The sequence below is a fragment of the Faecalibacter sp. genome (genome assembly GCF_057177045.1).
On sequence record NZ_CM169987.1, the window covers coordinates 1,354,891 to 1,369,932 of the forward strand.

At 33.7% G+C, this 15,042-nt stretch carries 14 protein-coding genes and 6 tRNA genes; 7 read left to right on the top strand and 13 right to left on the bottom strand.

Going from position 1 to position 15,042, the window contains the following annotated elements:
* Positions 1-10: 10 nt before the first annotated feature.
* From AC1QSP_RS06115 to AC1QSP_RS06140, 6 genes are all read right to left on the bottom strand, one after another.
* A tRNA-Ser gene (locus AC1QSP_RS06115) sits at positions 11-95 on the bottom strand.
* A 141-nt stretch (positions 96-236) separates the two neighbouring features.
* Positions 237-1,001 carry a TIGR03915 family putative DNA repair protein gene (locus AC1QSP_RS06120; RefSeq protein ID WP_484080243.1) on the bottom strand — a complete coding sequence of 255 codons (765 nt, stop codon included), beginning with the start codon at positions 999-1,001 and terminating at the stop codon, positions 237-239.
* Positions 1,001-2,266, bottom strand: coding sequence for a putative DNA modification/repair radical SAM protein (locus AC1QSP_RS06125; protein ID WP_323674090.1), 1,266 nt, complete (start codon positions 2,264-2,266; stop codon positions 1,001-1,003). The genes AC1QSP_RS06120 and AC1QSP_RS06125 overlap by 1 nt, the downstream gene beginning before the upstream one ends.
* 141 nt (positions 2,267-2,407) lie before the next feature.
* Positions 2,408-3,142, bottom strand: coding sequence for an MBL fold metallo-hydrolase (locus AC1QSP_RS06130; RefSeq protein ID WP_484080244.1), 735 nt, complete (start codon positions 3,140-3,142; stop codon positions 2,408-2,410).
* A 136-nt stretch (positions 3,143-3,278) separates the two neighbouring features.
* Complete coding sequence (locus tag AC1QSP_RS06135; RefSeq protein WP_484080245.1) at positions 3,279-4,490, bottom strand: multidrug effflux MFS transporter; 1,212 nt, start codon at positions 4,488-4,490, stop codon at positions 3,279-3,281.
* Between the two features lie 92 nt (positions 4,491-4,582).
* On the bottom strand, positions 4,583-5,314 hold the full coding sequence (locus tag AC1QSP_RS06140) for a YebC/PmpR family DNA-binding transcriptional regulator (RefSeq protein ID WP_484080246.1): 732 nt from the start codon (positions 5,312-5,314) through the stop codon (positions 4,583-4,585).
* A gap of 216 nt (positions 5,315-5,530) precedes the next feature.
* On the opposite strand from AC1QSP_RS06140, the gene AC1QSP_RS06145 reads away from it, so the two are divergent.
* Complete coding sequence (locus AC1QSP_RS06145; protein WP_484080247.1) at positions 5,531-5,695, top strand: DUF2798 domain-containing protein; 165 nt, start codon at positions 5,531-5,533, stop codon at positions 5,693-5,695.
* Between the two features lie 44 nt (positions 5,696-5,739).
* Entirely contained in the window at positions 5,740-6,015 is a 276-nt protein-coding gene (locus tag AC1QSP_RS06150; RefSeq protein ID WP_484080248.1) for a DUF2798 domain-containing protein, read from the top strand.
* Between the two features lie 48 nt (positions 6,016-6,063).
* Here AC1QSP_RS06150 and AC1QSP_RS06155 read toward each other — a convergent pair whose 3' ends face one another.
* Positions 6,064-8,169 (bottom strand): M3 family metallopeptidase, encoded by a 2,106-nt coding sequence (locus tag AC1QSP_RS06155; RefSeq protein WP_484080391.1) that lies wholly within the window; start codon positions 8,167-8,169, stop codon positions 6,064-6,066.
* Between the two features lie 191 nt (positions 8,170-8,360).
* On the opposite strand from AC1QSP_RS06155, the gene AC1QSP_RS06160 reads away from it, so the two are divergent.
* The 4 genes from AC1QSP_RS06160 (at position 8,361) to AC1QSP_RS06175 (ending at position 12,511) form a co-directional block, all read left to right on the top strand.
* Positions 8,361-9,512, top strand: a complete 1,152-nt coding sequence (locus AC1QSP_RS06160; protein WP_484080249.1) for a hypothetical protein — start codon at positions 8,361-8,363, stop codon at positions 9,510-9,512.
* Between the two features lie 74 nt (positions 9,513-9,586).
* Positions 9,587-10,225, top strand: coding sequence for an NUDIX hydrolase (locus AC1QSP_RS06165; protein WP_484080250.1), 639 nt, complete (start codon positions 9,587-9,589; stop codon positions 10,223-10,225).
* Between the two features lie 18 nt (positions 10,226-10,243).
* Complete coding sequence (locus tag AC1QSP_RS06170; protein ID WP_484080251.1) at positions 10,244-11,140, top strand: lysophospholipid acyltransferase family protein; 897 nt, start codon at positions 10,244-10,246, stop codon at positions 11,138-11,140.
* 18 nt (positions 11,141-11,158) lie between these two features.
* Entirely contained in the window at positions 11,159-12,511 is a 1,353-nt protein-coding gene (locus tag AC1QSP_RS06175; protein ID WP_484080252.1) for a UDP-N-acetylmuramate--L-alanine ligase, read from the top strand.
* A 282-nt stretch (positions 12,512-12,793) separates the two neighbouring features.
* Here the strand turns inward: AC1QSP_RS06175 and AC1QSP_RS06180 are convergent, their stop codons facing one another.
* Positions 12,794-13,444, bottom strand: coding sequence for a YceI family protein (locus tag AC1QSP_RS06180; RefSeq protein WP_484080253.1), 651 nt, complete (start codon positions 13,442-13,444; stop codon positions 12,794-12,796).
* Between the two features lie 203 nt (positions 13,445-13,647).
* Here AC1QSP_RS06180 and AC1QSP_RS06185 point away from each other — a divergent pair, with 203 nt between their 5' ends.
* Positions 13,648-14,406, top strand: coding sequence for a 5'-methylthioadenosine/adenosylhomocysteine nucleosidase (locus tag AC1QSP_RS06185; RefSeq protein ID WP_484080254.1), 759 nt, complete (start codon positions 13,648-13,650; stop codon positions 14,404-14,406).
* Between the two features lie 144 nt (positions 14,407-14,550).
* Here AC1QSP_RS06185 and AC1QSP_RS06190 read toward each other — a convergent pair.
* The 5 genes from AC1QSP_RS06190 to AC1QSP_RS06210 all read right to left on the bottom strand — a co-directional run bounded on the left by AC1QSP_RS06190 (position 14,551) and on the right by AC1QSP_RS06210 (position 15,000).
* Positions 14,551-14,624: transfer RNA gene (locus tag AC1QSP_RS06190), tRNA-Thr, on the bottom strand.
* Positions 14,625-14,631: 7 nt separating this feature from the next.
* Positions 14,632-14,713 (bottom strand) — tRNA-Tyr (locus tag AC1QSP_RS06195).
* 32 nt (positions 14,714-14,745) lie between these two features.
* Positions 14,746-14,819, bottom strand: a tRNA-Thr gene (locus AC1QSP_RS06200).
* Positions 14,820-14,826: 7 nt separating this feature from the next.
* Positions 14,827-14,908, bottom strand: a tRNA-Tyr gene (locus tag AC1QSP_RS06205).
* 15 nt (positions 14,909-14,923) lie between these two features.
* Positions 14,924-15,000, bottom strand: a tRNA-Thr gene (locus AC1QSP_RS06210).
* Positions 15,001-15,042 lie beyond the last annotated feature (42 nt).

Sequence of the window (15,042 nt, forward strand, 5' to 3'; positions counted from 1 at the left end):
AGGCTTTTAGCGGAGAGTGAGGGATTCGAACCCCCGGAGGTGTGACCCTCAACAGTTTTCAAGACTGCCGCATTCGACCACTCTGCCAACTCTCCAGTTGTGTTAAACGCGGTCTTTTGCGTTATTGCTGGTGCAAATATAAGCCCATTTCATCGGGTTTTCCAAGCGTTTTTGTGACTTTTTTTTAAAGTTTTTCTTAACTTAAACGTATTCAGGAAAATAAATTTTAAAATAATTTAAAATTCTTTTTCCGTAAGGTATTTCCAGAAGCGTCTAGGCAACAATTGAACGTGTAATTTGGTATTTTTACGGGCTGGAATATTGGCCGATTTAAAATACCCTTTCCATAAATGTTGGTATTGCTCTTCTGTTGGTTCAAAAGATTTGACAATCGAATGATTTTGTTTGGGCGCAAATTCCAAATGTATCGGCATCACCTTCTCCTCTACTTTTGAATAAAGTAAACCTGTTTTACGAACCAAATCGTAAATGATCCAATCTTGATCGGCATATCGATTTTTAAAATGGTTTAAAAGCAAAGGCAATACATGATACTTGGGTTCAACCGTTGAATAAAAAGTGCCATCGGGTAATGCTTCAAAACGAATAAATGCTTCGAAATGGTGTTTTTCGCGGTTTACTTTACGTTCCATTTGGGCCAAATACAAAACATGTTCGTTCCCAAAATTTGTTTCCACCTCTACAGGGGAATCAATTACATATCGGGCAAATTCGAAAATATGCTGATAGGCTTCTGCTTGTTCTGATAAATAGGTACAATATAAATTTCGCCAACCTTGTTTCGATAATTTGGATTTCAATTTTTTTCGGACACGATTGGCCTTTTCTTCATCTGTTACAACTTCGTATGTCGTATCAAACATTGAAGGCATAAAATCGCGTTCAGACCAAACTTTAATTTGACCTGGCTTTCGGTTATAAAAATCGAAAATCAACGTTAATAAACCGTCTAATGATCCATCGAACACATAATTTTCCATTACACAAACAATTGCAATTGATTCGGATTTGTTTTCAAGTATTTACTTTGGGAGTTCCCTAAAATTCGACTTTTGATTTGAGTGGGTAAAAGTTCTAATCGTTGGTATTGATCATCCTCGCAGCGCATAAAATATCGGGCACGATTGTACGCAATCCCTAAGCTTTTTAATTGATACGTTCTAATCTTTCCAAAACGACGTGCTGCTACAATTTTCTTCGCCGACTTCACCCCTACGCCTGGAATTCTTAAAATTTGATGATAATCCGCCGTATTGATATCAATCGGAAATTGGTCTAAATTGCGTAATGCATAACTTAATTTAGGGTCGATATCGGTATCCAAATGAGGATTGGATTCATTTAAAATCTCATGGACATCAAATTGATAAAAACGCATCAACCAATCCGTTTGGTACAATCTATTTTCGCGCAACAAAGGAGGTTGTGTCCCAATCGAAGGCAGCAATTGATCGTTGTGATTAATAGGAATAAATCCGGAATAATACACCCGCTTTAAATTAAAATCTTTGTAGTACTGATGAGCTGTAGACATGATTTGAAAATCATTTTCGGGTGTTGCCCCAATGACCATTTGAGTCGATTGACCTGCAGGTACAAATTTTGGAACCGATTTGATTAACTTTTTCTCGTCCTTGAACTGAATCATTTTATGATTTACAAAATTCAATGGCTTTTTCACATCTTCATGTGATTTATCTGGTGCCACTAATTTTAAACCGGCTTCTGTAGGCATTTCTAAATTAATCGACATACGATCGGCATATAAACCTGCTTCGGTCAATAATTCTTCTGAAGCACCTGGAATGGTTTTAAGATGGATATAACCGTTGAAACGATGTTCTAAACGAAGTTTCTTTGCAATACGAACCAAACGCTCCATTGTAAAATCAGCGTTTTTAAAGATTCCCGAACTTAAAAATAATCCTTCAATATAATTTCTGCGGTAAAAATTAATGGTAAGATCAACCACCTCATCAACAGTAAACGCGGCACGTTGAACATCATTACTTTTACGAGATACACAAAAAGCACAATCGTAAATGCAATGGTTGGTTAAAAGAATTTTAAGTAAGGATACACATCGACCATCTTCTGTATAGGTATGACAAATACCTGATGCTTTTGAATCTCCTAACCCTTTGTTTGTATTTTTTCGGCTTCCTCCGCTTGAAGAACAAGACACATCATACTTCGCAGCATCTGCCAGAATATTCAGTTTTTCACTTACACGATCAAAATTCATCATATCAACTGTTTGCAAAGCAAAAATAAACAGCAATGAAGTCAACCTATGTCGTGGTAAACGTTAAATTTGAATCAATTTCGTCTTAAATAAAACCTATAAAAAAAGCTCTAAATCAATTTAGAGCTCCTGATATAGTTGTTAAAATTTTTTAATTGCTGTACGTTTACCGTGATAGAATAAAACTGTCCAATGTTCTTGGTTCATTTGATCCACCCATACACGGCGACATTCTTGTGCTACTTTACCATCCACATCATTTTTAAATGCCATATCATATTTCAGATAGCTTAACTGTGGAAGATTATCAGCACCATAGAAAACGATATCCTCTTCGTCTGTAATCCAGAAAACCATTTGATGTGGAACATGACCTCCTACTTTCTCAAATCGAACACCAGGAATAATTTCTCCTGCTTCCTCTCGTATATACACTACTTGAGGATGATATTGTAATCCTTTGATGATATCATAATTATACGACGTATGTCCATCCAACGCCATTGTATAAATCATTTCATCTTCGTGGATATAAATTTTAGCATTAGGAAAATATGTCGTTAATTTTCCATTGCTCATTTGACCTAATCCACCCACATGATCTTTATGTAAATGTGAAACTAAAATGCGAGTTATGGCTGATGGATAAAATCCTATTTCTTCGATACGATCAACCAAAGCCGATCGTCCGTCTTGATGTAATCCAAAACCAGCATCTATTAAAATTAATTCATCATTATAATGAACTAAAAAGGGACGTACCGTTAAGACATAGCCATTGGTTTCATCAACTAAGTCTATGTTTTCAACAAGGTTAAATTCTTTGGATTTATTCACTTGATATTGTACTTCTCTTAACGGATAAATTTTAATCATTCTTACTTTATTACGACAAAATGACCGCAAAAATACGACGATTTCATTAAATTTCTACAGAAACCGATTGAATATATTTATGCTTTAAAACGAAATAACTATGCTATACCCGTAAGATGGTAAAAAATTTAAGGCATCATATCCCATGCAATTTGTAGCCTTTTTTTACAAAAACTACCCAACACGAAATGCTTATCATCATGGCAATTAACGCAGTATATCCAAGCCCCTCTACATAATTCGACCATCCGATAGCACCAATCATCATTCCTAATGATCCCAATGCAGTATTTGAAAAATTAATAATGGATGCTGCTCCTCCCGAATTCATTTCTTTCTGTCCCAATAAAATATTAGAAGCAAAAGCTCTTAAAAAACTATTACTAAACGTAACAGGGAAAAAAGTTAGTAAAAATAAATAAGGCGAATATTTCCCAACGAATATGATTAAGAATCCTGCTAAGACCAACAGCGCAAATGTAAATTGAATAATCTGAGCAGAAGTGAATCGATTTCTAACTTTCAGGTAGACATTAGGCCCCACAATTAATAATAAAGAATTAGCGGCAAAGAAAAAACTGTATTCTGTTTCGGACAGTTTAAACCATTCAATATAGATATAAGAACTTACGGCTAGAAATGCCATATAGATAATTGCAGTTCCACCCATCGCAACCAAAAAGGTCATAAAAGGTTTGTTTTTTAAAATATCACCTAATGATAAAATACTTTGGAAAATATTACCGGCTAATCGTTTTTCAGGAAGTAGCGTTTCGGTCACAAATAAACTTATTGTAAACGAAAGGATAGACAAAGCGACCAATACGTCGAACGTTACTTGCCAAGAGAAATATTGAATAATTTGCGCTCCAATTAACGGTGCAATGGTTGGTGCAAAAACCCCTAACATCTGAAGCAATGCAATGATACGAGGCCTTTCTTCATCTGAAAAAGTATCCTTTATCATAGCCGTAGAAACGGATATCATCCCACCCGCTCCTATGGCTTGGGTGATTCGAAAGAAAATCATCATTTCGACAGAAGTTGAAAAGGAACAAAAAAGGGAAGACAAACCGTAGATGAAAATTCCACCCAATAAAACGGGCTTACGCCCCACCTTATCACTTAATGGACCGATAAAAAGCATTCCGATTGCAAAACTGATAAAGAAACCAACTAAGGTAAAGTTGAGCATTGAGGAAGTCGTATTAAATTCTCGCAATAAAGTAGGAAATGCCGCGAGATACATATCCGTGGAAATTGGACCAGTCATATTTAATAGGAAAATCAAAAAGATCAATCCTTTTTTTCCTAAGTTTTTTTGAGGAATCAATAGTGGAGTTGGCATAATTAAAAAAATATGGGGTATTAAATATACAAAATAAAAAAGCCTTTCCCAATGGAAAGGCTTTTGGTTATAAGTTTTACGAGTAAAAGCAATTAAGCTTCATCTTCCTCGTCTTCTTTCATCGTGTGGTAAACGTTGTTCACGTCTTCGTCCTCGTCAAATTTTTCTAATAATTTTTCGATGTCTGCTTTTTGCTCTTCCGTTAATTCTTTTGTTGTTTGAGGAATACGCTCAAATTCAGAAGAAATAATTTCGTAACCTCCTTCTTCTAACGATTTGAAGATTGTCCCGTAATTTTCGAATGGAGCAATTAAAACGATTCCATCTTCGTCTTCGAAGATTTCTTCTACCCCGTAATCGATCATTTCAAATTCTAATTCTTCCATATCCACTCCTTCAGGTTTTTGGATTTTGAAGTTACAGATGTGATCGAACATAAATTCTACAGAACCTTGAGTTCCTAATTGTCCATTACATTTGTTGAAGTAAGAACGAACATTTGCTACTGTACGGTTATTGTTGTTTGTTGAAGTTTCTACTAAGATTGCAATTCCGTGAGGTCCATACCCTTCGAAAATTACTTCTTTATAGTTTTCAGTATTTTTATCTGATGCTTTTTTAATTGCACGCTCGATATTATCCTTTGGCATGTTTGCAGCTTTCGCATTTTGGATTACTGCACGTAAGTGTGAATTTGAATGTGGGTCAGGTCCTCCAGCTTTTACTGCCATTACGATATCTTTCCCAATTTTAGTAAACGCTTTAGACATAGCTGCCCAACGTTTCAATTTACGCCCTTTTCTAAATTCAAAAGCTCTTCCCATGATTAATATTTTGTTGTGCAAATTTATCGTTTTAACAAAAAAAATGCAAGTACAAGTCTTCTAATTTTTTCTTCCCATTTTTAAAATTCTACAAATTAAAAGATCGCATCAAAAGATTCTATAATCTTTATAATTTTAATTGATGATTAAGCTAAATAATCATAATTCTAATCTATTAAATTTACTTCTTCAATTTAATATTTAAAACAAATCAATATGATTCAAATACCAGTAAACAAAAGAGAACACTTGGTGTACACTTTTTTGATGGTTATTGTGATGTGTTTAGGAATGACGAGTTATAACGTTATTCAACACGAAGGGTTTACGCTAGAAGCTCTAAAAAAACTTGACTACTTTTTCCAATTACCTATCCGATAGCTTTTGCTGTAGAATGGTTTTTCGTCGGCAAATCAGCTATGTATTTGATTTCTAAATTTGTAAAAGAGACGGATCCTTTACCAAAGAAAATTTTAATTTCAGCTTTATGTTTCGTCACTCAAATGGTGATCATCATGTCGACCATTTGTTCGTTGTTATTTTCTGAATTTAATGATGAATGGTTCTTCAATTGGCTTAAAGCAATTCCTACTAATTTTATCATGGCATATCCGTTACAAGTTATTTTAGCGGGACCATTTGTCGGAATAATCTTTCGAAAATTGTTTCCTTTAGGCACAATCGTAGAAATAGAAAAATAAAAAAAGGCGAAACTAATGTTTCGCCTTTTTTGTATGATGGTGCACGAATTATTTTAAACCGTGGTATTGTAACATTGGTTCAATTGACGCTTCTTTTCCTCTGAATTTTTTATACATTTCTGTATAGTCTTCTGAATTTCCACGAGAGAAAATCTTATCTCTTAAAATTTGACCGTTTTCACGTGTCATCCCTCCGTTTTCTTTTAACCATTGGAAAGCATCATGATCTAACATTTCTGCCCATAAATAAGCATAATACCCAGCAGCATATCCTCCACCAAATACATGGCTAAAAAATGTTGAACGATAACGAGGTGGAACTGCTTTTAATGCTGTATTATTTTTGATTAAAGCTTCCGTCTCAAATTGTTCAGCATCCGTAATTTTCTGATCTGCACCGATTGTATGCCAAGACATGTCTAAAGCAGCAGCAGATAAAATCTCTGTTAATGCGTATCCTTTGTTAAAGTTTTTCGCTTTTTCCATTTTCGAAATTAAAGCATCTGGCATCACTTCACCTGTTTGGTAATGTTTTGCATAATTCTTTAATACTTCCGGATAAGAGGCAAAATGCTCATGAAATTGTGATGGGAATTCTACGAAATCACGTGCCACATTCGTTCCAGATAATGAAGGGTATTTTTGCGTAGCGAATAAACCATGTAAAGCATGTCCAAATTCGTGGAACATGGTAATCGTATCGTCAAATGTGATCAATGTTTTTTGACCTTCTGGTGCTTTTGTATAATTACATACATTGTAGATCACGGGTTTTTGATTGAATAAAGTTGATTGCTCTACAATATTACTCATCCAAGCCCCTCCTTGTTTTGAATCACGTTTAAAGAAATCCACATAAAATAATCCAATTGAAGATTTATCCTCATTGAATAATTCATAGACACGAACATCCTTGTTCCATGTTGGAATATCTTTACGCTCTTCGTATGTCATTCCATATAATTTGTTCGCCATAAAGAAAACTCCGTTCTCTAAAATCGACCAAACTTCTAAATAGGGTTTGATTTCATTTTCGTCTAAATCGTATTTTGCTTTACGAATTTTTTCAGAATAGAAATTCCAATCTGCCGCAGTTAATTCAAATGGCGCTTTGTCTTGATTGATTAAATTTTGAATCTCCTCCGCTTCTTTTTCAGCCATTTTAGATGAAACGGCGATCATATTTCCTAAGAATGTATTTACCGCTTCAGGTGTTTTTGCCATTTGGTTTTTTAACGACCATTGCGCATAATTTTCGTATCCTAATAATTTCGCTTTCTCTGCTCTTTTATTCGCGATATCTAAAATCGTTTGACGCGTATCATTGGCATCCCCTTTCGTCGTACGATTCCAAGCTGCATCATACAATTTTTGACGCGTATCTTTACGGTTTAAACTTTGTAATTCTGGCTGTTGTGTTGTGTTTAAAAGTGCTACCTTGTATGTACCATCCGCTTGTTTTAATGCTTCTAAATCTTGATCCGATAAACCGTCTAACTCTTCTTTAGTAAACGTTACGCTCCCCGATTTTGTCGCATTCAATAACTGATTTCCAAATTTTGTGTTTAATGAAGCGATTTCTTCATTAATTTTTTTCAATTTTACTTTTTCAGCTTCTGGTAAAGCAGCTCCCGCTAACACAAAACGATTATAATACGTTTCTAATAAACGAGCTGATTCTGTATCTAAATCTAATTGCGCTTTTTGGTTATATACCGATTTTACACGATTAAATAATGCCGTATTTAAGTAAATGGCATCACTGTGAGCGGCAAATTTTGGTGATAATTCTTCTTCTAAGGCTTGTAATGTTTCGTTGGTTTCAGTTCCCGTTAAAACATTAAATGAAGGAGAAATACGATTTAATAATTGTCCTGATTTTTCTAATTCTACAATCGTATTTTCAAAAGTAGGTGCATCTTTTTGGTTGGCAATCGCATTGATTTCTTCAATTTGTTGACGCATTCCTTCGATTAAAGCAGGTTTAAAATCTTCTGTCTTGATCTTGCTAAAATCAGTTGTTCCGTATGGTAAAGTACTTACTTTATAAAAATAATTTGATTCATCCCAAACCGCATTTCCAGTTTTAGAACAAGAATTCATCAATAGTGTAGAACCCATAAGCATTCCAAAAAATAGTTTTTTTCTATACATCATTCATTTCTTTGAAGCTAAATTAAGCGATAAAATAACGACTCACAAACTATCTTTTAAATTCTCATTTGTTCTGGCTTTTTTCATTAAACCATTTATTGATTTTATCAATTCCTTTTCTATATGTAAAAACTAATTCCTATCTTTCATGTAATATTTTGATCAAATTCAAGCAGTACAGAATAAATCATATGAGGCCTTTACGTCTATTTTATAAAGTCAATATTTTTATTGCATTTTTATTTTTTAATCTCTTTATCGTTAATGCACGAGAATTATTCCCATCAGAAAAACCTCATTTTGAAGCTAAATTTGAACATCATTATAACCAAATTTTAACCAATTTCAGATCTTTACGCTTCTTAGCAAAGGATCATCAATTATTGCATCAAAATATTGATCAAAGTATAAAAGAAAAAAATCCTCATTATATCAATACATTTAATCAACTTCTCGCTGAATATTATAATCATCAAGAAAATTATAAGTTATTGATTGAACTTTATGATGAGACGATTAATAACCCTGTATATGAACATTCGATTTCATATGTCCTTTTACTAAATCGGTTCTATCATTTCTTTTATCTTCATAACATCAATAATGAGTGTGATCGTATACTTGAAAAAATACGTTCTATCATTCCACATTTAGACGATAAAGAAGCAATATACGTCGAGTCAATTGCAGATTATCTTGTTGGATTGCGTGTGAAAGGGAACACTATTGATGTTAAACAGAAAAACATTACACGTAGTATTGAAAATATCGAAAATGTTCAGCGATTTTTTAGTGAAATTGATTTTAGTCTTATGCTTGCACACCGCTATAATCATCTGGCCATTTCTTATGTAAATATCGATAACAATCATGCCATTATGATGTTTAAAAAAGCGCTACGCTATACCGGAAATGATGATCTACGTTTACGCATTGCCATTTTAAGCAACATTAATCACTTGCATAATCTTACGGATCAAGCAGATAAAGGTTTAATTTATGGTTTAGAAGGTGAAAAATTATGTCTGAATCATAATTTTAAAACCAATATTTATAATAAAATCATTTGTAATTTAAGCGATTCTTATCGTTTAATGGGAAATGAGGAAAAGATGTTGGAATACAAAAAAATTTGCGATAACGAAATCCTGGTCTTTCAATCGAAAGGAGAACAATTAACAGAAAACATTAAAAAATACCTTAACAGTAACGAAAGAAAAGTAAATAAAACCTTCTTTGGAAGAAACATGTATTACATCATTGGCGGTACCATTGGTATTATTTTTATCCTCGTTATTATTCCTCTATTACGAACGCGAAAAACTAAAATAACAAGCGGGTAGATTTACAGATCAACAAATTATTATTTGGTATAAAATAATTACCTTTGAATTTCATTTAGATTAAAAATCCTATTTTGAATTTAGAAGAACTTAAATATATTTTATCCGAATCTGTAGAACCTTTACCAGCTTGGGATTCTCATGAGAAATTATCTCCACCCTATCGAGAAAAATATGACTTAGAATTAATTAAACGTACCAATCCACGTGTAGCGTCTGTATTAATTATGTTGTATGAAAATGACTATGGTGAAATCGAATTTCCAATTACCATGCGCGTTTCTTACGATGGTGCACATTCGCATCAATTTTCATTGCCAGGTGGGCAATTTGAAGAACAAGATATTTCATTGGATCAAACGGCTATTCGAGAAACCGTAGAGGAATTGGGTGTTTTCGATGAGGATATTGAAATTGTTAAACAACTTTCAGAAATCTTTATTCCTCCAAGCAATTTCATTGTTTATCCTTTTATTGGCGTTCATCACGGAACTCCTCAATTTGTACCTGATGAGTCAGAAGTAGAATATGTAATTCCTCTTGATTTAGAAGCATTTTTAAACGCTGAACCTGAAACATTTGTCAAAGAATTTTCAGGTCATCAAGTTGAAATTCCAGGTTATAACATCGGGGATGATGAATTCATATGGGGAGCTACAGCAATGATCTTAGAAGAGTTTAAAGATGTGATCAAATATCACTTAAATTTATAAACCAATAAAACGAATAAATTGGCACAGAAATCAAAGAAAAAGAACTTTTATAGAGATGCATTTGGACATTTATATTTTTTAAAACGTTCATTAATCTTTTTATTAGGTTCATTTACATACAACCGATACAATGGCTTTAATAAATTAAAAGTCTCTGGAACTGAAAAATTAGTGAATTTACCTTCACAAAATGTCTTATTTGTATCTAATCATCAGACATACTTTGCGGATGTTTTCGCCATGTATCATGTCTTTTGTAGTGTAAAAAATGGATTTATCGATACCATCAAAAATCCAGTTTACTTGTTAAATCCGAAGATTGACTTTTATTATGTGGCTGCGGAGGAAACGATGAAAGATAATGTTTTAACCAAATTGTTTGCTTATACAGGAGCAGTTACTGTAAAACGTACATGGCGTGCCAAAGGTCAGGACATTAATCGTAAAGTGGATTTAACGGAAGTTAATAACATTGATAAAGCATTGGAAAATGGATGGGTAGTGACATTTCCGCAAGGAACAACAAAAGCTTTTGCTCCTGGTCGTCGCGGTACTGCCCATTTAATTCGTAAAAACAATCCTATTGTCATTCCTGTTGTGATTGATGGTTTCCGTCGCGCCTTTGATAAAAAAGGTTTAAAAATTAAGAAACGCGGTATTAATGCTACAATGACCTTTAAAGATCCATTGCAATTTGATTTTGAAAATGAATCGTCTGATGATATCATGAAAAAAATCATGGATGCGATAGAACAATCTCCAGAATTCAATAAAGTTCGTCCAATTGAAGAAATCTTAGAAGAAATCAAAGACAAGTCTTTAGATGATTACTTAAACGAAGATGATGAAGATTATGATGAAGATGAAGAAATCGCAACATTAAACGAAGCAGAAAAAGAAAAACACAACGAATAATTTCGATCCCATAACGAAATGAAAAAAGTACATTTTATTGCGATTGGTGGAAGTGCAATGCACAATTTAGCCATCGCATTGCATGAAAAAGGATATCAGGTTTCAGGATCTGATGATGCCATTTTTGAACCTTCGAGAACCCGCTTAGCTCAAAGAGGATTGTTACCCGAAGAAATGGGTTGGTTTCCTGAAAAAATTACTACCGATTTAGATGCGGTAATTTTAGGAATGCATGCCCATGCCGATAATCCAGAAATGTTACGTGCCCAAGAATTAGGCATCAAAATCTATTCTTATCCCGAATACCTTTACGAGCAATCGAAAGATAAAACGCGTGTAGTCATTGGGGGATCACATGGTAAAACAACCATTACTTCCATGGTCTTACATTGTTTACATTACCATGGTATCGATGTTGATTATATGGTAGGTGCACAACTTGAAGGTTTTGATGTGATGGTCAAATTAACTGAGGAAAATGAATTTATGATTATGGAAGGTGATGAATATTTATCATCGGCCTTAGATCGACGTTCAAAATTTTTATTATACCAACCAAATATTGCCTTAATTTCTGGTATTGCTTGGGATCATATTAATGTATTTCCCACATTTGAATCCTATAAAGAACAATTTTCTAAATTTATCGATAGTATTGTAAATGGTGGTGCTTTAATCTATAACCAAACCGATGCTGAAGTCGTTGATGTCGTAGAAAAAGCGGAACGAGCGCTTAAAAAATTCCCTTATCAAATTCCTGAATCTACCATTCAAGATGGAATCACCTATTTAGAAACTGAAGATGGACCGATTCCATTAGAAGTATTTGGAGATCATAATTTAATGAATTTAGAAGGTGCACGCGCCATTTGTAAACAACTTGGAATGATGGACGATGACTTCAACGAAGCCATTCAATCGTTCAAAGGAGCCTCAAAACGTTTAGAGCTGATTAATCGTACGAAAGATTTTGTAGCTTATAAAGATTTTGCACATGCGCCAAGTAAAGTAACATCGGTTACAAATGCTGTAAAAGCGCAGTATCAAGACAAAGAAGTGATAGCTTGCTTAGAAATCCATACATATTCTTCTTTGAATCCTGAATTCTTAGTTCAATACAAAGGAGCATTAGATAAAGCTGATATTAAAATTGTAAATTATGATCCTGAAGCTTTAAAAATAAAGCGTATGGAAATGATCTCTCCAGAAGATATTAAAAAAGCATTTGGTGACGATTCCATTTTAGTCTTTACATCTTCACAAGAATTACATGCATATTTGAATCAAATGGACAAGTCTAACAAAGTCTTTTTGATGATGAGTTCAGGTAGTTTTGGCGGAATGAACTTAAATGAAGTATTTCAATCATAAATTTTTTTTAGCGAAATCTATCCATAGATTTCGCTTTTTTATTTTCTAAGAATCAGATAGTTAATGAATTTTTAAGGAAATAATTTCACAAAAACAAGTATTTCAATAAAAAATAATCGTAAAAAAATATTGTTTAACTTATTTTTTTGATTATTTTAGATAATATTAAGAAAACGAATAAAAAATATATAACTGTTTTTGTTTCATAACTTAATTAAATTTGAAAGCACAAAAAAGCTGTAAGAAAATCTTACAGCTTTTTATTTTTTATCATAAAATCAATTATTTACCGAAATCTTCTGTAAATTCAATTTGACCTTGGATTTCAACTTCAGTCCATGTTTTAGAGATTCCATCCGCACCTTTATGTAAATCACCGCACGCTTTGTTTAAAGCTTCTACTGCTGGATTAGCATTGAAATCAACTAAATCAACCGTTGTATTTATTGTAAAGATGTTATTTTCAAATTTTGATGTTACTTCGTATTCTTTTGATACATTGTTTAAAGTAAAAGTAATGTAGGTTTTACCTCCTTTAAAATTAATTACACCATAAATATCTGATGTGTTTTCCATTGCTCCAAAAAAGATCATTTTTAGTTTCCCGTCACGATCTTCTAAGCCTGAATTAATGGATGAAACAACCACACGGACTTTAGCCCCTTGTAGAACTTCTTCTGGAGTTTTTCCTTCCTTTGTATCCGTTACTTGTACTGCATGAAATGTTCCAGATACGGCAACTTTTTCACTTGTTTTAAATCCTGTCCATTGAACTGTAGAGTTTTTTACAACACCTTCTACAATATCCGATGGTTCTTCTTGAGACACTTCAATTTCTTCTACTGCGGTATCCACCACTTGCTCTGTTTTATTTTCAGAACAACTAAACATGGTTACTCCAATTACTCCTAATACTATTGCAATTTTTTTCATATCGATTATAAACTCATACGAATATACATCAACAAAGACGATATTAACTATTGATTTTTATCAATTCCTGATTAATCTCTACCTTTACCCGATGAAAGCAATAAAACATATCCTTAATACTTTATTAATCATTTTATGTCTTCCGTTCATCTTAATGTACGAGATTTATTGCACAATTTATAAATACAGAAAATAACAGTTATATGACGCAGCGTATTATTGGTATAATGGGCGCTTTACCGGAAGAAATCACAGGGGTAATTGAATTATTAAAAGACAAAGAAGGATACCGAATCGGAAAACGAACGTATTATAAAGGTACAATTAACGATCAGCAAGTGGTGGTCGTTTATTCACGTATCGGAAAAGTTGCTGCATCAGCAACCGTTTCAACGTTAATTTTAAAATTTAATATCACTGAATTAATTTTTACGGGTGTTGCTGGAGGAATCTCAAATCATCTTAAGATTGGGGATATTGTAATTGGATCAGAATTGGTGCAACATGATATGGATGCTTATCCATTATTCCCCACTTTTGAAATCCCTTTGATTGGCAAATCACATTTTAAAAGTGCTAACGATCTTATTCAACAAGCCAATGAGAGTATCCAACATATTTTTGATCAAAACTATTTGCATCATGTCATATCGAGTGACGACTTAGAACAATTTCATATTCATCAACCATCCTTACATATTGGATTAATTGCTTCAGGAGATCAGTTTTTTAGAGATCAAACCCAAAAAGATCATTTGTTAGAATTATTACCAGAAACTTTATGTGTTGAAATGGAAGGTGCTGCAGTGGCTCAAGTATGTTATGAATTTGGGATTCCGTTTGTAATTATTCGTACGATTTCAGATGAAGCCGATCAGCATTCCACTATTGATTTCACACGATTTACAGAGAAAATTTCGAATATCTATTCGATTGAAATAATTAAACACATCATCAAATAAAAAGTCCTTAAAAAAGGGCTTTTTTTTATGATGCACACATTAATAAAAAATTTAAAACTTAAATGAAGTTAGAAATAATTTGAAGATTTTTAGTAAAATAAAGATATAAAAAAAAGAAGCATATCGTATATACTTCTTTTTTTGAGCCGATGGAGGGATTCGAACCCACGACCTGCTGATTACAAATCAGCTGCTCTGGCCAACTGAGCTACATCGGCATTTGCGTGGGGAGAGCAGGATTCGAACCTGCGAAGGTGAAACCAACGGATTTACAGTCCGTCCTCGTTGGCCGCTTGAGTATCTCCCCGCCTTGTAAATATTATTTCAAAAAAATTGTTGAGCCGATGGAGGGATTCGAACCCACGACCTGCTGATTACAAATCAGCTGCTCTGGCCAACTGAGCTACATCGGCAATTGTGTGGGGAGAGCAGGATTCGAACCTGCGAAGGTGAAACCAACGGATTTACAGTCCGTCCTCGTTGGCCGCTTGAGTATCTCCCCAACCTATAATTTTTCTGGAGCCGATGGAGGGATTCGAACCCACGACCTGCTGATTACAAATCAGCTGCTCTGGCCAACTGAGCTACATCGGCGAAAAATATTTAAAATAATAATTTCAAATTTGAAAACCTCAA